This is a genomic window from Nocardioides sp. GCM10023255, assembly GCF_042653125.1.
Lineage (GTDB): Bacteria > Actinomycetota > Actinomycetes > Propionibacteriales > Nocardioidaceae > Nocardioides.
In genome coordinates, this window is record NZ_JBHSHU010000003.1 from 463,452 (window position 1) to 484,829 (window position 21,378).

The 21,378-nt window shown below is 70.6% G+C and carries 21 protein-coding genes and 1 tRNA gene; 7 read left to right on the forward strand and 15 right to left on the reverse strand.

Annotation, left to right across the window (positions count from 1 at the left end):
- Positions 1 to 25: 25 nt before the first annotated feature.
- The gene (locus ACFO9I_RS06035) at positions 26 to 1,363 is read right to left on the reverse strand and encodes a flavin monoamine oxidase family protein (RefSeq protein ID WP_379178807.1); all 1,338 of its coding nucleotides are present in this window, start codon (positions 1,361 to 1,363) and stop codon (positions 26 to 28) included.
- 213 nt (positions 1,364 to 1,576) lie between these two features.
- Between ACFO9I_RS06035 and ACFO9I_RS06040 the strand changes: the two genes are divergently transcribed.
- Positions 1,577 to 1,828 (forward strand): hypothetical protein, encoded by a 252-nt coding sequence (locus ACFO9I_RS06040; protein ID WP_379178809.1) that lies wholly within the window; start codon positions 1,577 to 1,579, stop codon positions 1,826 to 1,828.
- Between the two features lie 9 nt (positions 1,829 to 1,837).
- Here ACFO9I_RS06040 and ACFO9I_RS06045 read toward each other — a convergent pair whose 3' ends face one another.
- Positions 1,838 to 2,389: an acyl-CoA thioesterase gene (locus ACFO9I_RS06045; protein ID WP_379179392.1), complete on the reverse strand. Its 552-nt coding sequence runs from the start codon at positions 2,387 to 2,389 to the stop codon at positions 1,838 to 1,840.
- Positions 2,390 to 2,501: 112 nt separating this feature from the next.
- Here ACFO9I_RS06045 and ACFO9I_RS06050 point away from each other — a divergent pair, with 112 nt between their 5' ends.
- From ACFO9I_RS06050 to ACFO9I_RS06060, 3 genes are all read left to right on the forward strand, one after another.
- Positions 2,502 to 3,263: an SDR family oxidoreductase gene (locus ACFO9I_RS06050; RefSeq protein ID WP_379178811.1), complete on the forward strand. Its 762-nt coding sequence runs from the start codon at positions 2,502 to 2,504 to the stop codon at positions 3,261 to 3,263.
- Between the two features lie 200 nt (positions 3,264 to 3,463).
- Positions 3,464 to 4,363, forward strand: coding sequence for an ABC transporter ATP-binding protein (locus ACFO9I_RS06055; protein ID WP_379178813.1), 900 nt, complete (start codon positions 3,464 to 3,466; stop codon positions 4,361 to 4,363).
- The gene (locus ACFO9I_RS06060; protein ID WP_379178815.1) at positions 4,360 to 5,175 is read left to right on the forward strand and encodes an ABC transporter permease; all 816 of its coding nucleotides are present in this window, start codon (positions 4,360 to 4,362) and stop codon (positions 5,173 to 5,175) included. The genes ACFO9I_RS06055 and ACFO9I_RS06060 overlap by 4 nt, the downstream gene beginning before the upstream one ends.
- A gap of 165 nt (positions 5,176 to 5,340) precedes the next feature.
- Here the strand turns inward: ACFO9I_RS06060 and ACFO9I_RS06065 are convergent, their stop codons facing one another.
- The 7 genes from ACFO9I_RS06065 to ACFO9I_RS06095 all read right to left on the reverse strand — a co-directional run bounded on the left by ACFO9I_RS06065 (position 5,341) and on the right by ACFO9I_RS06095 (position 12,436).
- A complete protein-coding gene (locus tag ACFO9I_RS06065; RefSeq protein WP_379178816.1) occupies positions 5,341 to 5,997 on the reverse strand; it encodes a response regulator in 657 nt (218 codons plus the stop codon).
- On the reverse strand, positions 5,994 to 7,139 hold the full coding sequence (locus ACFO9I_RS06070; protein WP_379178818.1) for a sensor histidine kinase: 1,146 nt from the start codon (positions 7,137 to 7,139) through the stop codon (positions 5,994 to 5,996). Before ACFO9I_RS06070 ends, ACFO9I_RS06065 begins: the two co-directional genes overlap by 4 nt.
- A 297-nt stretch (positions 7,140 to 7,436) precedes the next feature.
- Positions 7,437 to 8,279, reverse strand: a complete 843-nt coding sequence (locus tag ACFO9I_RS06075; protein ID WP_379178820.1) for a phospholipid scramblase-related protein — start codon at positions 8,277 to 8,279, stop codon at positions 7,437 to 7,439.
- Positions 8,280 to 8,633: 354 nt separating this feature from the next.
- On the reverse strand, positions 8,634 to 10,256 hold the full coding sequence (locus ACFO9I_RS06080; protein WP_379178822.1) for a DUF726 domain-containing protein: 1,623 nt from the start codon (positions 10,254 to 10,256) through the stop codon (positions 8,634 to 8,636).
- A gap of 349 nt (positions 10,257 to 10,605) precedes the next feature.
- Positions 10,606 to 10,989 (reverse strand): hypothetical protein, encoded by a 384-nt coding sequence (locus ACFO9I_RS06085; RefSeq protein ID WP_379178824.1) that lies wholly within the window; start codon positions 10,987 to 10,989, stop codon positions 10,606 to 10,608.
- A 592-nt stretch (positions 10,990 to 11,581) separates the two neighbouring features.
- Positions 11,582 to 12,076 (reverse strand): hypothetical protein, encoded by a 495-nt coding sequence (locus ACFO9I_RS06090; protein WP_379178826.1) that lies wholly within the window; start codon positions 12,074 to 12,076, stop codon positions 11,582 to 11,584.
- Positions 12,077 to 12,362: 286 nt separating this feature from the next.
- Positions 12,363 to 12,436: transfer RNA gene (locus ACFO9I_RS06095), tRNA-Met, on the reverse strand.
- A 106-nt stretch (positions 12,437 to 12,542) separates the two neighbouring features.
- Here ACFO9I_RS06095 and ACFO9I_RS06100 point away from each other — a divergent pair.
- A complete protein-coding gene (locus ACFO9I_RS06100) occupies positions 12,543 to 13,394 on the forward strand; it encodes a YihY/virulence factor BrkB family protein (RefSeq protein WP_379178828.1) in 852 nt (283 codons plus the stop codon).
- Positions 13,395 to 13,422: 28 nt separating this feature from the next.
- Here the strand turns inward: ACFO9I_RS06100 and ACFO9I_RS06105 are convergent, their stop codons facing one another.
- From ACFO9I_RS06105 to ACFO9I_RS06125, 5 genes are read right to left on the reverse strand one after another with little or no spacing between them, the layout of a single operon-like run.
- Positions 13,423 to 16,377: a UPF0182 family protein gene (locus ACFO9I_RS06105; RefSeq protein WP_379178830.1), complete on the reverse strand. Its 2,955-nt coding sequence runs from the start codon at positions 16,375 to 16,377 to the stop codon at positions 13,423 to 13,425.
- Positions 16,374 to 17,027: a PPA1309 family protein gene (locus ACFO9I_RS06110; protein WP_379178832.1), complete on the reverse strand. Its 654-nt coding sequence runs from the start codon at positions 17,025 to 17,027 to the stop codon at positions 16,374 to 16,376. Before ACFO9I_RS06110 ends, ACFO9I_RS06105 begins: the two co-directional genes overlap by 4 nt.
- Positions 17,024 to 18,076: a PDZ domain-containing protein gene (locus ACFO9I_RS06115; protein WP_379178834.1), complete on the reverse strand. Its 1,053-nt coding sequence runs from the start codon at positions 18,074 to 18,076 to the stop codon at positions 17,024 to 17,026. The genes ACFO9I_RS06110 and ACFO9I_RS06115 overlap by 4 nt, the downstream gene beginning before the upstream one ends.
- Before the next feature lie 53 nt (positions 18,077 to 18,129).
- Positions 18,130 to 18,399, reverse strand: coding sequence for a hypothetical protein (locus ACFO9I_RS06120; RefSeq protein ID WP_379178836.1), 270 nt, complete (start codon positions 18,397 to 18,399; stop codon positions 18,130 to 18,132).
- 46 nt (positions 18,400 to 18,445) lie between these two features.
- Positions 18,446 to 18,901, reverse strand: coding sequence for a molybdenum cofactor biosynthesis protein MoaE (locus tag ACFO9I_RS06125; protein WP_379178838.1), 456 nt, complete (start codon positions 18,899 to 18,901; stop codon positions 18,446 to 18,448).
- 67 nt (positions 18,902 to 18,968) lie between these two features.
- Between ACFO9I_RS06125 and ACFO9I_RS06130 the strand changes: the two genes are divergently transcribed.
- The gene (locus ACFO9I_RS06130) at positions 18,969 to 20,318 is read left to right on the forward strand and encodes a zinc-dependent metalloprotease (protein ID WP_379178839.1); all 1,350 of its coding nucleotides are present in this window, start codon (positions 18,969 to 18,971) and stop codon (positions 20,316 to 20,318) included.
- The gene (locus ACFO9I_RS06135; RefSeq protein ID WP_379178841.1) at positions 20,315 to 20,914 is read left to right on the forward strand and encodes an NUDIX domain-containing protein; all 600 of its coding nucleotides are present in this window, start codon (positions 20,315 to 20,317) and stop codon (positions 20,912 to 20,914) included. Before ACFO9I_RS06130 ends, ACFO9I_RS06135 begins: the two co-directional genes overlap by 4 nt.
- Here the strand turns inward: ACFO9I_RS06135 and ACFO9I_RS06140 are convergent.
- Complete coding sequence (locus tag ACFO9I_RS06140; protein WP_379178843.1) at positions 20,851 to 21,378, reverse strand: M48 family metallopeptidase; 528 nt, start codon at positions 21,376 to 21,378, stop codon at positions 20,851 to 20,853. The two genes, ACFO9I_RS06135 and ACFO9I_RS06140, sit on opposite strands and share 64 nt — an antisense overlap.

A 21,378-nucleotide genomic window follows, 5' to 3' on the forward strand; every position in this document is an offset into this window, starting at 1 on the left:
CTATCGGTTCGCGCCGCCCGGGGACTCAGGCGAGGACCTCCGCGGCGGCGCGACGACCGGACCGGACGGCGCCGTCCATGTACCCGTTCCACACCTCGGCAGACTCCGCGCCGGCCCAGTGGATGCGGCCGACCGGTGCCGCGAGGGCGGGCCCGTACTGCGTCCACACGCCGGCGCCGAGACGGCCGCCGTAGCAGCCGCGGCTGTACTCCTCGGCCGACCAGTCCTTCTCGACGTACTCCAGCGGCTCCGCCGCCTCGGGGCCGAAGTACTTCACCAGGCAGTCCACGGCGAGCTTCTCGCGGTCCGCCGGTGACTTCTCGCTCAGCGGCCGGGCGTGTGCGCCCTCGAAGAACCCCAGCAGGACACCGTGGTCGGTGCCCGGCGGGGTGTTGTCGATGACGACGGCGAGCGGGTCCTGCGTGCTGAAGGCCTGGCCACTGAGGCCGGCCTCCCGCCAGAACGGCCGCTCGTAGACGACGTGCACCTTGATGACGCTGCCCATGGGCACCTGCTGGGTCAACCCGTCGCGCACCGGCGGCAGCGCCGGCTCGTAGCGCAGCCGGCCGGCCAGCGTCGGCGGCAGCGTGACGATCGCGTGCTCGGCGGTGACCTCTCCTCCGTCGTACGACACGCGCACCCCGAGGTCGTCGTGCCGGATCGTGTGAACGCGGACGCCCAGACGCACGGCGTCGCCGAGGTCCTCGGCCATCCGCTCCGAGATCCGGTGGGAGCCGCCGAGCACCCGGCTCTCCTGCGCTCCTCCCCGGATGCCCATCAGCATGCCGAGCGAACCGGCCGACTTCACGTAGAAGAGGAAGTGCAGGAGCGAGAGCTCGAACGTCTCGGCGCTGAAGATCGTGGGCACGAGCACCCGCAGGTACTGCAGCGCCTCGGCGTCCTCGACCTCGGCGGTCAGCCACGACTCGAACGTCATCGAGTCCCAGAGGTCGCCCTCGGCCGTGAGCCACGGGGACGACAGCGACACCGTCGACGCCATCTGGTCGAGCCGGTCGATGACGGCGGCGAGCGCGGCGCCTCCCGTCGCCGAGATCGTGGGGGCCTCCTGGACGCGGTGGCTCTCCGAACCCTGGACGACGGTGACCCGCTGGCCCTCGTCGTACTGGGGGAAGGTCTCCAGGCCGAGCTCCTCGATCAGCGCGAGCACCTCGGTCTGGCTGCCGCCGACCCACTGGCCGCCCATCTCGAGGACGCCGGCGCGGGTGACGGCGTGGTCGGTGCGCCCACCCACCCGGTCCCGGGCCTCGAGCACGACGACCCGCTTCCCCGCGGCCGCGAGGTCCCGCGCCGCCGCCAGACCAGCGAGGCCGGCTCCTACCACCACGACGTCGTACTCCGACATTCCTGAATCCTCCCGATCTTGACTGGCGTCGATTCCTAACCGTGACTAACATATGATGGCAGAACACGCTGTCGAAAGCGAGAGTGAGTCCATGGCAAACCAATCACGCATTCTCTTCTGCTGCTGCGTGGCGAGGGGGTGAGGTCCTTGTCCGACCTCAGCGCCGCTCACGCGTGCGCCTGCCACGCGTCAGACCTGTCGGGACCGTGGATCGTGTCCACGGCGCACCGGACCCAGGAGGTCAACGACTTCGACCTGGTCTGGGTCCCGCACGGCCTGCGGCATGCGCGACGCATCGGCTCCACGACCACCGCCTGCGGCCAGCCGGCACATCTGTGGAAGAACTTCCACGAGCTGGCCTTCACGCCCGGCGGGCCCCTGGCATGCCGGGCGTGCGCGGAGGAGATCCTCGCCGAGCGAGCCGGACGACGGCCTCGAGGCGGACCGGCGCGGTCGCGGCGGTAGCCGTCTGCGTCAACGCTGCCCGCGCCTCGTCAGGAGGCGGCCGCCCCCCGCGGTCGGCTGAGCCACGAGGAGCTCGGCCGTGTCGGGCGGGATCGGCCAGGTCCGGCCGGTGCTCGAATCGGCAAGGACCAGCACGGTCTCGGCGACGACGGCCGGCCGGGTCGTGGCGGAGGTTCGGATCTCGCTGCGCATCCGGACGGACGTCCTGCCGACGGCGATCACCTCCATCGCGACGAGGAAGGGCGCCGCCTGGTACCAGAGCTCCGCGCGATACTCCACGTCCTGCCGCCGGACGAAGTGACGCACATGCTCAGGCACGAGGTCGAGCACTCCGCCGGCGGCGCCGGGTGTCGCCGGGCGGCCGAGGAAGGTGCGCCGAGCCTCTTCGATGATCCTCACCGCGGCGACGTTGTTCACGTGTCCGGATGCACCCAGGTCGTCATACCGAACAGCCACGGCCACCGTCGTCGCCCGGGTCCCGACGGCGTCCACCTCCACCGGCGCCTCCACGGTCACTGATCCCACGTCGTCTCCCTCGATCCGTCGACGGCACAAGGCCATCTCTGCCACCTAATGACTTCGAACGCTAGTTCACTTCGCAGCCTGAACTCGTGTGCGGTTTATCACCTCCTCGATCACTTAAGACCTGGTGAACCGTGGTGGACCATGCAGCATGACCTCTGGCTTTCGTGGACAGACCGCGATCATCACCGGCGCGAGCCGCGGCATCGGCCTCGCAATCGCTGAGCGGCTCGTCGAGGGCGGCGCACGCGTCGTCCTCACGGGTCGAGACTCCGACTCCCTCGATCGGGCGACCGCCGCTCTGGGCCGCGGCGACCGGGCGATCGGGATCTGCGGGGATGCGGCGGACACCGACCACCAGGCGGTGGTGGTCGAGCGTGCGGTCGAACACTTCGGCAGCGTCGACCTGCTGGTGAACAACGCCGGAGCGAACCCGGCGTACGGCCCCCTGGTCAAGGTCCCCCTGGACAAGGCCCGCAAGGTCGTCGAGGTCAACGGCCTCGCCGCGCTGTCGTGGGTCCAGCACGCCTACGCCGCATGGATGGAGCAGCACGGAGGTGCGGTGGTCAACGTGACGTCGGTGTCCGGGATCAGGCATGCCCCCGGCCTGGGCATGTGCGGCGCGAGCAAGGCAATGCTGGCCCACCTGACCGCCCAGCTCGCGGTCGAGCTCGGCCCGGCCATCCGCGTGAACGCGGTCGCTCCAGCCGTGGTCAAGACGAAGTTCGCGACCGTGCTGTACGAAGGCCGCGAAGACCGGGTCGCCGCCGCGTACCCGCTCAAGCGCCTGGGCGTGCCCCACGACGTCGCAGGCGCCGTCGCCTTCCTCCTCGGCGAGGAGGCGGCCTGGATCACCGGCCACACTCTCGTCGTGGACGGTGGCGTCACCCTGGTGCGCACCACATCGGCCTGACCCGCTGTCGGTGCCCCGACGTACCGGTCCCGGGCCTCCGGTGAGTGCGCGCCGCTTCGAGACGTGCACTGTGGCGAATGTGGGGATGCGTCACGTTCCCGAGATCGACCGAAGGCACGGTCCCGGCCCGTACTTTCGGTCAGGACAACACTGGCCATCGAACCGATACGCGCACGATGCGATGCGGCCAGGGTTGAGCCATGATCACAGTCGAGTCCCTGACCCGGAGGTACGCCGGCTTCACCGCGGTCGACGACGTCTCCTTCACAGCCCAGCCCGGCCGCGTGACCGGTTTCCTCGGTCCGAACGGCGCCGGCAAGTCCACCACGATGCGCGTGATGGTCGGTCTGACCGCCGCGACATCCGGCTCCGCGACCATCAACGGCGAACGGTTCGCCGACCTCCCCAACCCCGGCCGCGAGGTGGGCGTCCTGCTGGACGCCTCCGCGCAGCACGCCGGCCGCACCGGACGCGAGATCCTCGCGGTCGCCGCCGCCACGATGGGCCTGCCCCGCACCCGGGTCGACGAGATGATCGAGCGGGTGAGCCTGACACCCACCGAGGCCAGGCGCCGGGTGCGCAACTACTCCCTCGGCATGCGCCAGCGGCTCGGTATCGCCACGGCACTCCTCGGAGACCCCCAGGTGCTGATCCTCGACGAGCCCGCCAACGGGCTCGACCCCGCAGGGATCCGGTGGATGCGCGACCTGCTGACGGGCTTCGCCGGCCGGGGCGGCACCGTGCTGCTGTCCTCGCACCTGCTCCACGAGATCGAGGTCATCGCCGATGACCTCGTCGTCATCGGCAACGGCAAGATCGTCGCAGCCGGCACCAAGGAAGAGCTCCTCACGACCGCCGGGACGCTCGCCCGCTCGACGTCACCGCGCGACCTCGCTCACGCACTCGAGCAGGCCGGAATCCCCAGCACGCTCACCAGCGACGGCTCGGTCCGCACCGACGCCGACCCCGCCCGAGTCGGGGCCGTGGCCCTGACCGCCGGCATCGCCCTCACCGAGCTCCGGTACGCCGAGAGCGCCGGCCTCGAGGACATGTTCCTGTCGCTCACTGCCGGCACCCAACGCGATGGAGCTGCAGCATGACCGCCGCGATCGTCCCTCCGGCGTCCACCACGGAGGCCGCACCGGTCCGCCGGACCGCCCAGCCCATCCCCATCACCCGACTCGTCAAGGTCGAGCTGCGCAAGATGTTCAACACCCGCTCCGGCTTCTGGATGCTCGTCAGCATCGGCGTCCTGTCGGTCATCGCGACCGGGGCGGTCCTCGTCTTCGCTCCCGACAGCGCCGTCACCTACGAGAGCTTCGCGACGGCGATCGGGTTCCCGATGTCGGTGATCCTGCCGATGATCGCGATCCTGGCCGTCACGAGTGAGTGGAGCCAGCGCAGCGGGCTCACCACGTTCACGCTGGTGCCGAGCCGCGGCCGCGTGATCGGCGCCAAGGCGATCGCGACCCTCCTGGTGGGCCTCGGCTCGATGGCCGTCGCCTTCGCGGTGGGCGCCCTCGGCAACGTGGCCGGTTCCGCACTCGCCGGCGTCGACACCGTGTGGGACGTGTCGTTGTCCATGGCGCCCCAGATGGTGCTCGGCGACCTGGTCGGCATGGCCGTCGGCTTCACCCTCGGTGTCGTGCTGCGCAACTCCGCGGCCGCGATCGTGGGCTACTTCGTCGTCTCCCTGGTCATGCCGGGCATCCTCGTCCTCCTGGCCCAGGTACGCCCGTGGTTCGAGGACCTGCAGCCGTGGATCGACTGGAACGACACGCAGGTGGTGCTCTTCGACGGCGCCACGAACACCGTTGAGGAGTGGGCGATGCTCGGCTCGACCACGATGATCTGGATCGTCGTCCCCCTCGTCGTCGGGCTGCTCTCCCTGCGCCGCTCCGAGGTCAAGTAGTCACCCGCACGGGCGGCGGTGTCCGGAACTCCTCGGCGCGTTCCGGACACCGCCGTTTCGTGGTGGGTCGGCTCAGCGTGCAGACCGGTCACCCTGCGGGCGCGGAGGTCCCAGCGCGGGGACGTCTGAGCGACATCACCGCGGCACGCCGTACGAGGCCGGCCCCTACTCCCGGACCCGGCCGTTCTCGTAGCCCCACATCGCGACCTCCACCCGGTTCCGGGCGCCGAGCTTGGCCATGAGGCTGCCGATGTGGGTCTTCACCGTGCTGAGGCTGATGTGCAGCTCGGCGGCGATCTCCGCGTTGGTGCGACCCCGCGCGATGGTGAGCAGCACCTGCTCCTCGCGTTCGGTGAGCGGCTCGAGGGGCTGGGCGGGAGGTGCTGCCCGGGCCGTGCCCGCGAACGTCGACAGCAGCCGGCGGGTGATGCTGGGCGAGATGAGCGAGTCACCTCGGGTGGCCGCCCGGATCGCCTCGCCGAGCAGCTCGGGTCCGGCGTCCTTCAGCAGGAAGCCGGTGGCGCCGGCCAACAGCGCACCGTGCACGTACTCGTCGAGGTCGAAGGTGGTGATCACGACGACCGCGACCGGGTCCTCGACGCTCGGTCCGGCCAGCAGACGGGTGGCTTCGACGCCGTCGAGGACGGGCATCCGGATGTCCATCAGGCACACGTCGGGACGGAGCTCGCGGGCCAGCCGCACCGCCTCCTGCCCGTCGCGCGCCTCCCCCACGACCTCGATGCCGTCCAGGGTGCCGAGGATCAGCCGCAGCCCGGTCCGCACGAGATCCTGGTCGTCGGCGACCAGCACCCGGATGCTCACGCCGACACCTGCCGCGGCAGTGTCGCGCTGACGGCCCAGCCGCGACCGGGGCAGGGACCTGCCCGGAAGGACCCACCCAGGAGCAGCGCTCGTTCCATCATCCCGGTGAGCCCGAACCCCGCTTCGGGGGCGGGGCCGGCCGGGCTCGGGTCACCGTCGTCGCGGACGACGAGGCTGACCGTCGACTGGTCGCCGGCGACGCGCACGTCGATCAGGGTGGCGCTCCGGGCATGCCGCCGGGCATTGGTGACCGCCTCCTGGGCGATCCGGAAGACAGCGGCGTCGATCGCCGCCGGGAGGGCGGACAGGTCACCCGAGACCGTCACCTCCACCCGCGGACCGGCGGGCGATGCCCCGGACAGCCGCTCGAGGTCGGCAACACCGGGCTGCGGGGCGTAGTCGACGGGCGCCTCGTTGCGCAGCACGCGGACCATCGCCCGCATCTCCGCGAGCGTGCGCGTTGCTTCCACCTCGATCACCTCCAGCGCCTCGAGCGGCGACGAGGGGCTGGTCGCCGCGAGGGCGCGGCCTGCTTGGGCCTGCACGGCGATCGCAGAGACGTGGTGGGCGACCGTGTCGTGCAGCTCGCGCGCCAGCAGGACCCGCTCCTCCGACTTCACCTGCTCCATCCGTCGCTCCCGGGCGCCGTGCTGGGAACGCACGGCCCAGCCCAGGGCGAAGGCGGACAACAGGACAGCGACGCCGCCGATCGCTTCGGCCAGCCCGGTCCAGCTGACGACGAGCGCCATGGTGGCCGGGACCAGGATGATCGCCAGGCCCGCCATCGCTTCTCGCCCGGAACCCCACCGGAAGAGTGAGTAGGGCAGCAGCAGGAAGTAGAGCATCGTGTAGCTGTCGAGCGCCGGTGCGTCGGTTGCGATCAGGCCGACGTCCACGACCGCGGTCACGCCGAAGGCGGCCGCGACCACGGCGAGCGGGTGGGTACGTCGCCACAGCAGCAGCGGCGCCAGCCCGACAGTCAACACCACCGACAGCACCGGTAGCGGCATGTCCTCACGCAGGACACCCTCCAGCACCCCGGTGACCGTCACGACCGCCAGCAGCGCCCAGTCCCGCCACACCCGGGCCGGTGGGGCCGAGGGCCGAGGTTCCTCCAGCAGGGGCCGCAGTGGATTGCTCACCCCCTCAGCGTAGGGATGGAGCGCCGCCACGGGACCGGCCGAAAGTCTGACCCGGCCCCCAGCCGTTGGCACTACCGGCTCGGAGCCTCACGGCCGATGCCTGAAGACCACGGGCGCCGTCCTACTCGTCATCGGCACCCTGCGCGCGCTCGTGGGCTTCCCGCTGCGGCACGGAGGGGCAGTGACCTGAGCGCGTCTCCCACGGACCGGGAGTTCTGGACCGCGCAGGGCAGCGGCCCTGCACCCAGGCGGGAGAGGAGTACGACAACCGGCCGGCGAGCATCCGAACCAATCCGACTACCGTTGGTGAAACGACGTGTCGATGACGAGTGCGGTCGCGATGCTGAGCAAGCGGAGCGGACCTGCCAGGTGGCCGGGGAACTCCACCACGTAGTTGTCGCCCTTGGTGAACAGCTCTTTGGCCAGTCCCGCTCGGGTCTTGATGATGCGAGCAACTACGGTCCCGCCAGTGTCTTGGACATTGAAATCGCGGTGCCGCCCACTGTCCTCCGCGTAGACAGCTCCGATCCGTTTGTTCCGGGCATCTTCGAGCTTGAAGCTGCGATCGATCTGATTCAAGTTCTTGGACGGAACTATGCGTCCGACCTTGGCCCCATCGTCAGCGGTCACCAGGACTTTGGAGCTCAGAATCGTGGCCTCGCGTCTCAGGTCGAGAAGGGAGCGCCCAGCCATGTCGACCACCTGCATGCGGCTCGACATCCGTTTTCCCCGTACAGCGGCCAGCTGAAGCCCGTTCCGGTCATAGATGGCGTACTCGGCGCGCAGCTCGACCAGTTTGCCCTTCTGGTTGATCACCAGGATCGGCTCGCTGTGGATCGCCAGGTCGGGGCTACCAGCCGTATTGGCCAAGCCGAGGTTCTGCACCTGCTCCTGGATCTGCGTCGCCTTGCTCTTCCCGGGCGCCTTCCTCCTGGCCCTCGGCTGCCCCACGGCAGGGGTCGGCGGACTCACGGGCGGTGTTGGTTGCATGGCGGCTGGTGGAGCGACACTGACGGCCGGATCGATCCACTGCTGTCCATTCGACGCCACGTGTTCGGTCCAGCGTCCGCCATCCCAGTACCGGTGCTCGGAGCGCCGGAACGGGTCAGGGTGCCAACCGGCCGGCGGCATCTGCGACATCAATATGCCTTTCCATCTTGGCGCGTGAGCGCCACGGCTACTCGAGCTCGATGAACGATGTCGACCGTCTTCGCCCGCGGTGAGCGCTCATCTCCCGATCTGACATGCAATCCATCTTCTACCACTCCGAGAGCTTCACCGACCGTCAGAACGAACATGGGGCGCGCCCTCCCAGCTCGCCGAGCGCCTCACCCAGTGACGCACAGGTGCTTCACTGCACCGCTCACCACCACGCACCTCTGCAAGCCCGATGTCGTGGACGCGCCTACTGACAGCCTGCAGGGCTTGAGGCCCGAGACATCACGTTCGGATCACCACGTCCTGCTGACAGTCCTGTCCCCCGTTTGCGGCGATTCAGGCCAGTTGAACGCCGTCGAAGTAGACGGAGTGCCCGCCGACGGTCCGCGTGACGTTGCGGTCCTTGATCCGCGGGAACTTCGAGCCGAAGCCGACGCTCCCGACTGACTTCTGTCCGAGTTCCGCGATCGCGTACACCGTGCCCAGGACCTCGTCGCGGCCAGACCAGTAGTTCCACACCACTCCGCTGACAGCAGCATCGAGTGACCGCCAGTCGCCACGGTTGCCGACCGCGGCGCCCAGCAGATGCATCGTTTCGATCTGCGGTTCGCCAGTTGCCCGCGTTCCCAACGCCTGCGCAGCGTGAACCATCACCCGCGCACCGAGACTGTGTCCGATGAGCACGTACGGCCCGTCGTCCGTCCGGGCGATGAGGTCGGCCAAGATCGCGCCGGTCATGGCGGCTCGGTTCTTCGCGACGGTCCAGGGGTTGGCGGCGATGTCGTGGGCAGCCAGTACCCAGCCGATCCCTGGTAGGGAGCTGAACGCCTTGCTTCCCTTCTTGCCGGCGCTGGCGACCACTTTCCGTGCTGCGACCTTGCCCGCGCCGACGCCGGCGAGGATGCCGAGGCTCTTGAGCTCCTTGGATCCCCAGTGCACGCGGTAGACCGTCGCGTCGGGGTAGCGGTGATCGATCAGGGGCTGCCAGGGTCCCCACCCGTCCTTTCCCTGCGTCAGGAACCCGGAGGCCAGCACCACGACGGGTCCGCGTCCGTCGCGGAGTTTCTCGATCCGGAACGACTTGTCGGAGCTGACGTAGGCGGACGTGGTGGTCGCGCCGAGGATGCCGCCGAGGGCCGAGCCTGTTGCTGTCACGACCGCGGTTCCTCCGGCCATCCCGAGTCCACCGGCAGCGACCGAGCCACCGCCGATCATGGCGAGTCCGTGCGATGTCGCCGCCGCGCCTGTGAGGCCGCCGCCCAGCGCGGACCCGCCGAGCGCCGCACCGATCACGGGTGCAGCGAAGAACGCCGCGGGCGCGATGACCACCGCCGCGCCGATCGTTCCGCCGGTGACCTTCGTGATGCGGTCGGCGTTCCTGTGGTCGAACTTGAGCCACTCACCGCTCTCCTCGAGGCTGCCCAACCTGACGGTGAGCTTCTCGAAGCTCGGGATCTCGTGGCGGTGCGGAGCGCAGTAGCTGAGCGTGACGCGGTCGTTGGCGGTGACGGCGGCGTGGTTGCGGCAACGAGGCAAGGCACAACGGACCGTCGGTGTGCCACAGTTCCCACACAGGTGCATGGCCTTCGGACGCGCGGATCCGCGGATGTGTCGATGGGCGGTGCGCTCGAAGCAGCCCGAGCACCAGGCGGTCGATTCCTCGGCGGAGAGCCGGCCGACCAGATCAGCAATCCCCGACGCGTCCTTGGCGTAGCGAAGAGCTGCCTCCCGATGGCTTGTGCGCTTCTCCGGAGAACGGGCGCGTCGGTACGCGAACTCGTTCTTGCCGTAAGCGAGCAGCGCCTCCATCAGTGCAAGGTTCGAGCGCAGCTCGACCGCGCCGGTCACCAGGGCATCCTCGGAAGCATCCGGGCATAGCACCGCAATCTCGAGCCCGTCTCGAGACCGCAGCCGCAGCTCGAAGCCCCTCTTCGCCGGCGTGTAGTCCAGCCCTGCCATCCGTGCCCCATCTTCCCCGATCCGAAGGGCCTCACGATCGCATGGGCTGATGGACCGCGGCCAGGAACCTGCGAACTGCCGCCTCAGCCTCAGGTACCTACCGTTGACGTTCGGCCTGCGCGGAGATGCCAAACCGCGGGCTTCGGCGGCCACCGAGGTGGAGCAGAGACTGCAATGCTGCCGCGACCTCGTCGAAGACAGCGCCATGCGTGCGCATCTGCGGCCCCCGCACTGTCCGTACCGCCCGGCCTGAGTCCGTTCAACCAGCCACGGCCGCGCTGAGCGTCGCGGCGCCCCCTCGAGTAGAAGGGGTTGGAGCCGCGGATACACCCTGAGCGCCGGAACCAGCTCAGTCACTCTCGCGGCTCACGTGCACGGCCAGGTTGCCTGCCTCGACCGCGGCCAACAACAACCAATCACCGAATGCGAGCTCGAGCCCGGAGAGCTCTCCGGCCTCGTTGAGGATCGGGCCCACCGATGTGACCGAGCGACCGACCAGAATGTTGAGGTCCCCGGTCGCAGTCGTGGGTTCCCAGAGACCCACCTCGTCGGCCAGCTCCTGGCGCTCGTCGGCCCCGGCCCCGGCGTAGGGGTCGGTCCACGGTTTCGAAGTCAGGTCGAGCGTCCAGTCGGCGTTGGCGTCGAGAGTGGTGAAGGTGCCGTCGCTCCACCCCAGCTCGATCGGCCCGGACTCACTCGGAATGGAGTCCGCGAACCGGTGCTGAATGAGCATTACCGACACACACCGTCTGCCGCGGAGCGTCTCAATCAATGCGGGAACACCTTCGAATTCTGAACCACCTGTCGGTGCTGCCGCCAGGAAACTCGTGACGAACTCGCCTCCTGGTCGGGTAATGAGCAGATCCTCCCCCTGTCGGAAGAAGAAGTAGTTCTCGCCCCCACCGCCTGCGGGGTTCCAACCTCCTCAGGGCACCTCGTCCGGATGCAGGTGCACGGCACAGGCGCGCTCCTTGAACCAGGTGCGCGAGGCATCGCCCACGTCGATGCCCCGCAGGACGTCGACATCGCCTGCCAGGCGTTGCTCGCCGCCCGCCCGGACTGGCACCGCTTGATGCCGTGACCGAGCGCACTCACTCCGCGATGAGATGAATGTTGCGCACATGCCAGAGGCCCTCACAGTCAGACTGTGAGGGCCTCTCGCACTTTGTAGAGGGGGGACCGCGCAGATCTGCGCTCGTCTGGTTGACCGTCGCCACTCCCCCGCGGCGCCAGGGATCTGCCCTGGCATCCGCCACCCGTTGCCCATGGCCGGATCGAACCACAGGTGCCGGAAACTGACACCCGCCCCTGTCACCGGTGGGCGGTCAGGACCTGTCGAAGTGCCAGCCGTCGGCGGTCGTGACGATCGACGGGCCGGTCGAGTCGCCGAAGACGCCGCCGCCGCCGTACTGCGTCAGTCGCAGGGCCGCGCCGGACGGCGTCCCGGACGCCACGCGCACCTGCACGGTGAGGAGCCCGTTCCCCGTGGCGGGGATCTGCTGAGTCCGGGGGGTCACCGTGATGCCGGCGCCCGAGGACCGCACGCGCACCTTGCCGCTGTCGGAGGTGGTCACGCAGACGGTCAGGTCGACCGGCTGGTCGTGGGGGTGGGTCTCGGTGGACCAGTCGGTGCCGAGCACCATGCCCGGGTCGGCGCCGACCATCGGCAGATCACTGCACTCCCCGGCGCTGGTGGGGCTGCCATGCGGACCGGGCGGCTCGCTGGTGACCGAGTCGTGACCACACGCCGTCAGCGCGAGCAGCAGGACCGACGAGGATGCGAGAAGCCGGCCGGGTAAGAAGTTCCGGATCTCCTGCACGATCCGCCCCCGTGGTGCGCTACTCGGCGCCGGCCCGATCTCGGGTCGTGTCGATGAGTCGGGGGACTTCGCCATGAGGAAATCGTGGCAGACCACCCGTCGCCGTGTGGCGGCTTCGCCCGCCCTGCCCCGACGCGGTGAACTGTTGCGACCGAGAACCGGGGCTTCCCCGCGCTCTGGCGGCTCAAGAGCGGGCGCATCCGGCGCGGATCTGCGCGCCGTCAGCGGGAATGGTTGCACGAACAAGAGCGGCCCTCACAGTCACTGTGAGGGCCGCTCCATCTTGTAGCGGGGGCAGGATTTGAACCTGCGACCTCTGGGTTATGAGCCCAGCGAGCTACCGAGCTGCTCCACCCCGCGTCGGTGAACACAACAGTACGGGACGGGTGCGGGAGCGCCAAATCGGGGTCCCCTCACCCGCGCAGGACGAAGGCGGGCTGCCCCGACGCGCCTAGCGTGGGAGGCCATGAAGGGTCTCGCCGAGTGGCGCGCGGACCCGCGCCTGCGTCACCTCGAGTCCACCCTGGAGTCCACGAGGGTGGGCCGGCTGGTGCTGGCGCTCTACCGGGGCAACCTGCGCGACCGGGCCCTGAACCTGGCGGGCCAGGCATTCGTCGCGCTGGTGCCGCTGCTGATCGTGCTGGCCACGATGGCCTCCAGCAGCGACTCGACCGCCGTGGGCACCTGGCTGATCGACCGGTTCGGGCTGGAGGGCGACGCTGCGGATGCCGTGCGCCAGCTGTTCACCCGACCGCCGGACGCCACCGGCAGCACCTCGGTCCTCGGCTTCCTGGTGCTGCTCGTGTCGCTCTCCAGCTTCGCCCGCTCGGTGCAGCGCAGTTACGAGACGGCCTGGGGCCTGCCCCCGCGGGCGCGCCTGCGCGGCCTCTTCGGCTTCGCCGGCGCCGTGCTCCTCGCCGCGACCGTGACGTCCACGGCCTGGGTCAGCAGCCTCGCGGGCAGCGTGACGCCCGGGCGGTTCGGTGCCCTGTTCGTCGAGCTGGCCATCGGCATCCTGGCGTGGTGGCTGGTCAGCTGGCTGCTGCTCAGCCGCAGGGCCCCGTGGAGCCTGCTGCTGCCGGGGGCCGCGGTGAGCGCGACCGGTCAAGCCCTGACCGGCTGGGTGGGCTCGATCTGGATCCCCCACCTGGTGCAGAGCAACACCGAGCAGTACGGCGTGATCGGTGTCGCGATCGCGATCCTGTCGTGGCTGGTCGTGCTCGCGTTCCTCATCGTCGCGAGCGCGGTCGTCGGCGCCCACGTCGGCAGCTGGCTGGCGGGCCGGCAGCCGGTGGTCCCGGCTGCCGGCGACGCCTGAGCTGCCCGAGGCCGAGGCTGCTCGACCCTCAGCCGGTGGCCTTCTGCTGGTCGGCCAGCGCGACCGCCTGGGCGATCAGCCTGCGGGCCTCCTCGACCTTCTTGGCGTAGGTGACGGTGTCGCGATTGTCCAGCGCCGTCTCCGCCTCCTTGAAGGCCTGGTCGGCGCGGTCGAGCAGCGAGCGGATCTGGGCGCTCACCGTGGCGGGCGGCTGGTTGCCGCCCTGGTTGCCCTTGCCGCCGTTGCCGCCGTTGTTCCCGCCCGAGGGGGGCGGGTTCGAGCTGCCCTCGGTGACCCCGAGGGCGTCGCCGAGCGCCTCGCCGAGGGTCCGGCCGATGCCGACCTCCCCGCCGTACGACACCAGCACGAACTGCAGGATCGGGTAGCCCGACGTCGACCCCGCGCGCACGGCGTACACCGGCTCGACGTAGATCAGCCCGTCGTCGACCGGCAGGGTCAGCAGGTTGCCGAAGATCGGCGGCGCGCCACCGAGCTGGTAGGGCTGCAGCTTCTCGCGCACGTCGTTGTTCGACGCGAAGTCGTTGGCGACCAGGCCGGGGCCCTGCGTCTGCTGGTCGGCCAGCTGCAGCACCCGCATCTGCCCGTAGGTCTTCGACGTCGCGTCCGAGTCGACCGACACGAACGCCGCCAGGTTGTTCTTGTTGTACGGCGTGAACACCGACGTCAGCGAGAACGTGCTCGAGGTGTCCCCCGACGCGGTCGGCTGGTCCACGAACAGGCGGTACGGCGGCTGCAGGTTGCCCTTGGAGTTGGGGTCCTCGGGGACCGCCCACCGGTTGTTGGCCTGGTAGAAGTCGCTGGCGTTGGTCACGTGGTAGCGCGCGAACTGGTAGCGCTGCACCTTGAACAGGTCCTCGGGGTAGCGCAGGTGGTCCATCAGGGCCGCCGGGATCTCCGACTTCGGCTTCACGGTCCCCGGGAAGGCCTTCTCCCACGCCTTCAGGATCGGGTCGCTCTCGTCCCACTCGTAGAGGGTGACGGTGCCGTCGTAGGCGTCCACGGTCGCCTTGACCGCGTTGCGCATGTAGTTGACCTCGTCGGTCGGCAGCGTCCGCAGCCCGGAGGAGTCCTGCAGCGAGTCGTCGATCATCGTCGTGAACGACTCACGCTCGGCCGACGGGTAGCGGTCGGTGGCGGTGTAGCCGTCGAGGATCCACTGGATCTTGCCGTCCACCACCGCGGGGTACGGGTCGGAGTCGATGGTCAGCCACGGGGCGACCTTCTCGACCCGCTCGCGCGGGCTGCGGTTGTAGAGCACCTGGCTGTCGGCGTTGACCCGCCCGGAGAGCAGGAAGTTCGGCTCGCTGAACTTCACGGCGTACATCAGCTGGTTGAAGAAGTTCCCGACCGGGACACCACCCTTGCCGGCGTACGTCGTGTAGCGGTCCGGGGCCTCCCCGTTCGACGTGGTCTCCCCCAGGTCGAGCTCCACGTCCTTGTCACCGGCGGGCTTGCCGACGATCGAGTAGTCCGGGCTCGACTCCCCGAAGTACACCTGCGTCTGGTAGTCACCCAGCGCGTTCTGCGCCTGCGGCTCGTCGGAGGTCGGCTGGCCCTCGGCCCACTGGATGCTCGTCGCCTCGGCGGAGTTGTCGGCCGGGCGCTGGTTGGCGTACGCCGCGATGATGCCGTTGCCGTGCGTGTAGACGGTGTGCAGGTTGGACCAGTTGCGGTCCCCGTCGGGGATGCCGTCCTGGTCGAGCTCGCGGACGCCGAGCACCAGCGCACGGTCGATGCCGTCGAGCTTGTAGCGGTCGACGTCGAGCACGTCGGCCACCGAGTAGTAGGCACGGGCCTGCTGGTTCTGCTCGAACGTCTGGCGCACCAGCTGCGGGTCCACCAGCGGCGTCGAGGAGGTCGCGCGGCTCAGCCCGGGCAGCTGGTCGGGCGACGCGGTCGGGTTGCTGGAGTAGGAGTCGACCTGGACGTCCTCGAGGTCGTAGGCCTGCCGCGTCGCGTCGATGTTCTTCTCGATGTACGGCGCTTCCTTGTCCGCCTCGGACGGCTTGACCTGGAACTGCTGGACGATCCCCGGCCAGATCAGGCCCAGCAGCACCGCGGAGAGGGCGAGCAGGGCCAGCCCGACCGAGGGCAGCAGCCAGGTCCGCCGCCACACGTTGAGGAAGAACAGCACCGCGCAGATGACCGCGATGCCCATCAGGATGTTCTTGGCCGGCAGCACCGCGTGGTCGTCGGTGTAGGTCATGCCGGTGATCAGGCCGCCGGAGCGGGTGACCAGGTCGAAGCGGTCGAGGTAGTAGTCGGCGGCCTTGGCCAGCACGAACACCCCGAGCAGCACCGACAGCTGCGCCTGCGCAGCGCCCGAGAGCCGGTCGTGGGAGGTCTGCAGCCGGATGCCGCCGTACAGGTAGTGCACGACGGCGGCGGCGAGCAGCGCCACCACCGTGACCGCCATCGTGAAGTCGACCAGGTAGTGCAGCCACGGCAGGTCGAAGACGTAGAAGCCGATGTCCTTGCCGAAGTAGGCGTCGTTGTTGCCGAACGGCACGCCGTTGCGCCAGAGCAGGTAGTTGCGCCACTGCCCGACCGCCGAGGAACCGGCGAAGCTGCCGAGGACCAGCGAGACGCCCACCAGCAGCCAGGTGCGGATCGGGGTCACCGCGTCGCGGTACCGGTCCAGGCCGGTCTGCTCCGGGGAGTTGGGCCGGAACATCGGCCGCAGCCGGTAGGCGAGGTAGACGTTGACGCCGACGACCGCCGCCATCACCGCCCCGAACACGAAGAAGAGGCCGGTCTTGGTCCAGAACAGCGTGCTGAACACCTCGGAGTAGCCGCCGTTGCGGTACCACAGCCGATCGGTGTAGACGCCGGCGAAGGTGGTCAGCCCGAAGAACGCGAGGATGACGACGACCGCGGTGATGATCAGCGCCCGCGAGCGCCGGGGGCGCTGCTTCACCGGCGGCGGGGTGTCCCGCGGGTCATCGTCGAACAGCTCGCTCATCGGGGCTCCTCCCCGTCGTCGTCGACCAGCGTGGAGCCCAGCAGCTCCAGCAGGGCGGGGACCAGGTCGGCACCGCCCACCACCGAGGCGGCGTCGTCGTGGGCGCGTAGCCGCAGGGCGCAGTACGTCGACCCGGCGCGGGTCGCACCGGCCACGATCCGGACCTCCTGGCGGTCCGGGTGCTCGCGGGCGAACTCCTCGGCGCCGGCCGGGTCCTCGGGGATCTGGGCGTCGGCGTCGGGCGGCAGCACCAGCCGCTCCACGACGGCCGCGCACCCGGCCACCCCGGCGGGCCACACGATCGACTCCAGCACCGACTCGAGCGGCCGGTCGGGGGCGAGCTGGTCCTGCTCGACCGGCGTCAGCGAGCCCTGCGCGGACGAGGCGTCCAGGCCCATCGCCGCGGCCAGCGCGGGCTCGTGCTCGACCAGCGCCGCGGTCTCGACCAGCGCGTACAGGCGGGCCGGCTGGTCCCACCCGCCCTCGGCGATGTGCGACTCGATCTCGAGGACCGCCGCGGCGAGCGCGGGGTCCACGTCGAGGTCGGCGGTCAGCTCGGGGCTCAGCTCGGGGCTGGTCTCCCCGGGGGCGCTCTCCCCCAGGTCGGCCTCCCCCAGATCAGCTTCAGGGCGGTGCTCGGGCTCGGTCACGAGTCCTCCTCGCAGGACGGCAGGTCAGCGTCGTGGTCGTCGTCCCACGCCTCGAGGGCGGTGACGGCGTCGTGCATCGTGGTCGCCTTCACCAGGCGCATGTCGCCGTTCGGCGCGCCCAGGGCGTCCTTGCAGTTGTCGGGCGGGACGAAGAAGAGCTTCGCCCCGGCGTCCCGGGCGGCGACGATCTTCTGCTGGATGCCGCCGATCGGGCCCACCTTGCCGGCCCCGTCGACGGTTCCGGTGCCGGCGATCGTCTCCCCGTCGGTCAGGGAACCCGGGGTGAGGGTGTCGTAGATGCCCAGCGAGAACATCAGCCCGGCGCTGGGACCGCCGATGGCCGGGTCGATGTTGACCGAGACCTTGAACGGGAACTCGTAGCCGGTGCCGAGCTGGATCCCGATCGTGGGCTTCCCGTCCTTCTCCTCCGGCGTCACGCCGACGTGGGTGGTCTTGCCGTCGCGGCGTACGACGACGTCCACGACCTCGCCCGGCTGCACCCCCTGGACGGCCTTGACCACGTCGTCGGGCGAGGAGATCTTCTGGCCGTCCACGGAGACGAAGATGTCGCGCACCTGCAGCTTGCCGTCGGCCGGCGACCCGTCGATCACGCTCAGCACCTCGGTGGCGGGCTTGACGTCGTACCCCAGCTCGTCGAGCGCCACCGCCACCGCGGAGTCCTGCGAAGAGACCATCTCGACAGCACCCTCGCGCTTGTTCTGCTCGGTCGTCGTGTCGGGTGCGTAGACCGCCTTATAGGGGTAGACCGCGTCGTCGGGGCTGACCCAGTCGCGCATCAGCTCGGCGAGGGTGACCTTGGCGGGGCGCGGCTGGGAGACGTAGACCGTGGTCATCCGCAGCTCACCGTCGTCGCGGTAGACCTTGTGGCCCTGGACCTGGATGATCTCCTGGCCCTGGGTCTCGGCGAGCACGTCGACGGTCAGGCCGGGCTCGTAGGTGACGAACGGCAGCGGCTCGGTCGCGGCCGCGACCCACAGCCCGATGAGCAGCGGAGCCGCGAGGATGCCGGCGAGGGTGCGCTGCGTCATGGCCGTAGCCTCTCACCCAGGGCCAACCGTGCCCGTCCCCCGGTCGGCACCGGTCAGGAGACGCGGCGCCCGCGGGGCTCGCCCGGCGCCGGCCGCGGCGCACGCGAGGGCCGCACCGCGATCCCGGTGCTGCGGTCGCGCACGGGCGTGCGGGCGGAGTACGGCGTGGGCCGCTTCGGCTCGCGCTGCATCGCCTCGGCCAGCCGGCGCACGGCCACGTCGCGGTCGACCTCACCGCGCCCCTCGCGACCGAGCCAGCTCACCCAGATCATCGCCACCACGGTGACGACGACCGGCGGCACCAGCCAGAACAGGATCTCCACCCGCTCAGGGTAGGTAACTCCCCCACCCGGATCAGGCCGACGCGCCCTAGGGGGACCCCACCCACTCCTCGCCCCCGTCGCCGAACCGCTGGTGCTTCCAGATCGGCACCTCGGCCTTGAGGGTGTCGATGAGCGCCCGCGAGGCGTCGAAGGCCTCGCCCCGGTGGGCGGCGGTGGTCGCGACGACCACCGCGATGTCGCCGATGGCCAGCGTCCCGGTGCGGTGCACCGCGGCGACGCCGTGCACGTCGTACTCCTCCGCGATCCGGTCGCACACCTCACGCAGCTTCGCCTCGGCGGTGGGATGCGCGGAGTAGTCGAGCCCGTCGACGTCCCGGCCGCCGTCGTGGTCGCGGACCCGGCCGACGAACAGCGTGAGGCCCCCGCTGCCCTCGTCGTCGAGCGCGGCCACCACCTCGGCCACGTCGAGCGGCGTCTCGCGCAGCGCGACGAGGCGGACGACGGCATCGGCAGCCGGAGAGCCCAAGGTCGAGTCGGTCACGGCCCCGACCCTAGCCCGCCCCACGGGCAGGCGGGACCGTCCTTCCGCCGCCGCGTACCGTTGCCCCATGAGCACGAACCCCGGCGAGACCCCCGACGAGCCCGAGGACAGCGGCCAGAACCCCTTCAAGGGCACGCCCTTCGAGCAGCTCTTCGGCGCAGGCCTCGGTGGCGCCCTGGGCGGCGGCGGGCAGATGCCCGACCTCTCCGCGCTGTTCGGCCAGATCCAGTCGTTGATGCAGCCGTACGACGGCCCGCTCAACTGGGACGTCGCGTTGGACACCGCCCGCAAGCTGGCCGCCCAGACCCCCGACCCGACGCCGACCCAGAAGCAGAAGGACGCCGTGGCCGACGCCCTGCGCCTGGCCGACCACTGGCTCGACGACACCACCACCTTCCCCTCCGGCGTCACCTCCACCGCGGCCTGGAGCCGCGCCGAGTGGATCGTGGGCACCACCGAGGTGTGGAAGGTCCTCGTCGAACCGATCGCCGAGGGCTCGGTCGCGGCGCTCGGCAGCGCCATCCCCGAGGAGGCGCGGGCGATGTCCGGGCCAGTTCTGGGCATCCTCGGCAAGGCCGTCGGCGCGATGCTCGCCTCGCAGATCGGCTCGGGCCTCGGCGGCCTGGCCGGGGAGGTGCTCAGCGTCTCGGACATCGGCCTGCCGCTCGCCCCGGCGGGGAAGGCGGCGCTGGTGCCCACCAACGTGGCGGCGTTCGCCGAGGGCCTCGACGTCACCGAGGACGACGTGCTGCTCTACCTGGCCCTGCGCGAGGCCGCCCACCAGCGGCTCTTCGCGCACGTGCCGTGGCTGCGTGAGCACCTCATCGGCGCCGTCGCCGACTACGCCCGCGGGATCGAGATCAACGCCGAGGGCATCCAGAGCCGGGTCGAGGAGCAGATGCGCGGCATCGACCCGACCAACCCCGAGTCGATGCAGCAGCTGCTCGAGGGCGGCCTCTTCGACCTGCCCCAGTCCCCCGCCCAGACCGCCGCCCTGCAGCGGCTCGAGGTGACCCTCGCGCTGGTCGAGGGCTGGGTCGACGAGGTCGTCGGCCAGGCCACGCACGAGCGGATGCCCAGCGCCGGCAAGCTGCAGGAGGCCTTCCGCCGGCGGCGCGCCGCCGGTGGGCCTGCCGAGCAGACGTTCGCCACGCTCGTCGGCCTCGAGCTGCGGCCCCGTCGGCTGCGCGACGCCTCCACGCTGTGGGGCTCGCTGCGGACCCGTCAGGGCATCGAGGCGCGCGACGGCGTGTGGATGCACCCCGACCTGCTGCCGACGGCCGCCGACCTCGACGACCCGCTCGGCTTCCGCGAGGACGCCACCGCCCCTGAGGCGCTCAGCGACGACGACTTCGACGCCGCGCTGCGCGACCTGCTGGACGGTGGCGACGGGTCCGGCGAGGCCCCGAAGGAGTGAGCCTCCACGCCGACGCCCTGGCCGTGCTCGAGTCCTGGGCGGCACCCTCGCCCGCCCAGGAGGCGCTGCGCGAGCGGTACGTCGCCCACCTGCGCGCCCACCCCGACGGGATGACGCGCGGCTGCCGGCCCGACCACCTCACCGCGAGCACCCTGGTGCTCGACGAGGACGCCACCCACGCGCTGCTGACGCTGCACGCCAAGGCCCGGCGCTGGTTCCAGCTCGGCGGCCACTGCGAGCCCGGTGACCTGACGCTCGCCGGCGCCGCGGCCCGAGAGGCACGCGAGGAGTCCGGGCTCCATCAGCTGGCGGTGGACCCCGTCCCGGTCCAGCTCAGCGAGCACGAGGTGCCCTTCTGCGGCCCCACCGGCGGCGTGCACCACCTCGACGTACGCTTCCTGGCCGTCGTGCCTGCCGACGGCCGGCACGCGGTGAGCGAGGAGTCCCTCGACGTGCGCTGGTGGCCGGTCGACGCGCTGCCCGACCCGGAGCCGGAGCTGGTCGAGCTCGTCGGGCTGGCCCGCGCCCGGGCTCAGTCGGCGTCGCCGCTGGGCGGCGGGTCCAGCTTCGCCGCGGCCGACCAGCCGAGCAGGTAGCCCTTGGCCCGCTCGGCCTGCGGGTAGCGGTCCACCCACGACCAGAACCGGTCGTCGTGGCCGGACTCCAGCAGGTGGGCGAGCTCGTGCACGAGCACGTAGTCGATGACCCACGACGGCATCCCCCGCAGCCGCGCGGAGAGCCGGATCGTCCGGTCACCGGGGGTGCAGGAGCCCCACCGGGACTTCTGGTTCTCCACCCAGCGCACCGACTCCGGCGTCGCGAGCCCCCCGAGGTAGCGGTCGCTGAGCGCGAGCGCCCGGTGCATCAGGCCGTCGTCCGACGGCGAGCGGCGCTGCTCGGACCTCTCCAGCCGGGCCAGCATCGTCTGCACCCACTCCGCCTCCTCGGCGCGGCTGAGCGAGGCGGGGATCATCACGACGATGCGGTCCCCGTCGCGGTAGGCGGAGACGGTACGACGACGCCGCTTGCTGCGGCGCACCTCCACCTCCGGCTGTCCCAT

What these genes read in the sequence shown, in the direction of transcription:
- ACFO9I_RS06140 (WP_379178843.1), bottom strand. Translation starts at nt 21,378, where the DNA reads ATGGGACAGCCGGAGGTGGAGGTGCGCCGCAGCAAGCGGCGTCGTCGT.
- ACFO9I_RS06115 (WP_379178834.1), bottom strand. Translation starts at nt 18,076, where the DNA reads ATGACGCAGCGCACCCTCGCCGGCATCCTCGCGGCTCCGCTGCTCATC.
- ACFO9I_RS06100 (WP_379178828.1), top strand. Translation starts at nt 12,543, where the DNA reads ATGAAGGGTCTCGCCGAGTGGCGCGCGGACCCGCGCCTGCGTCACCTC.
- ACFO9I_RS06075 (WP_379178820.1), bottom strand. Translation starts at nt 8,279, where the DNA reads ATGTCGCAGATGCCGCCGGCCGGTTGGCACCCTGACCCGTTCCGGCGC.
- ACFO9I_RS06055 (WP_379178813.1), top strand. Translation starts at nt 3,464, where the DNA reads ATGATCACAGTCGAGTCCCTGACCCGGAGGTACGCCGGCTTCACCGCG.
- ACFO9I_RS06130 (WP_379178839.1), top strand. Translation starts at nt 18,969, where the DNA reads ATGAGCACGAACCCCGGCGAGACCCCCGACGAGCCCGAGGACAGCGGC.
- ACFO9I_RS06060 (WP_379178815.1), top strand. Translation starts at nt 4,360, where the DNA reads ATGACCGCCGCGATCGTCCCTCCGGCGTCCACCACGGAGGCCGCACCG.
- ACFO9I_RS06080 (WP_379178822.1), bottom strand. Translation starts at nt 10,256, where the DNA reads ATGGCAGGGCTGGACTACACGCCGGCGAAGAGGGGCTTCGAGCTGCGG.
- ACFO9I_RS06050 (WP_379178811.1), top strand. Translation starts at nt 2,502, where the DNA reads ATGACCTCTGGCTTTCGTGGACAGACCGCGATCATCACCGGCGCGAGC.
- ACFO9I_RS06105 (WP_379178830.1), bottom strand. Translation starts at nt 16,377, where the DNA reads ATGAGCGAGCTGTTCGACGATGACCCGCGGGACACCCCGCCGCCGGTG.
- ACFO9I_RS06045 (WP_379179392.1), bottom strand. Translation starts at nt 2,389, where the DNA reads ATGGCCTTGTGCCGTCGACGGATCGAGGGAGACGACGTGGGATCAGTG.
- ACFO9I_RS06085 (WP_379178824.1), bottom strand. Translation starts at nt 10,989, where the DNA reads ATGCTCATTCAGCACCGGTTCGCGGACTCCATTCCGAGTGAGTCCGGG.
- ACFO9I_RS06035 (WP_379178807.1), bottom strand. Translation starts at nt 1,363, where the DNA reads ATGTCGGAGTACGACGTCGTGGTGGTAGGAGCCGGCCTCGCTGGTCTG.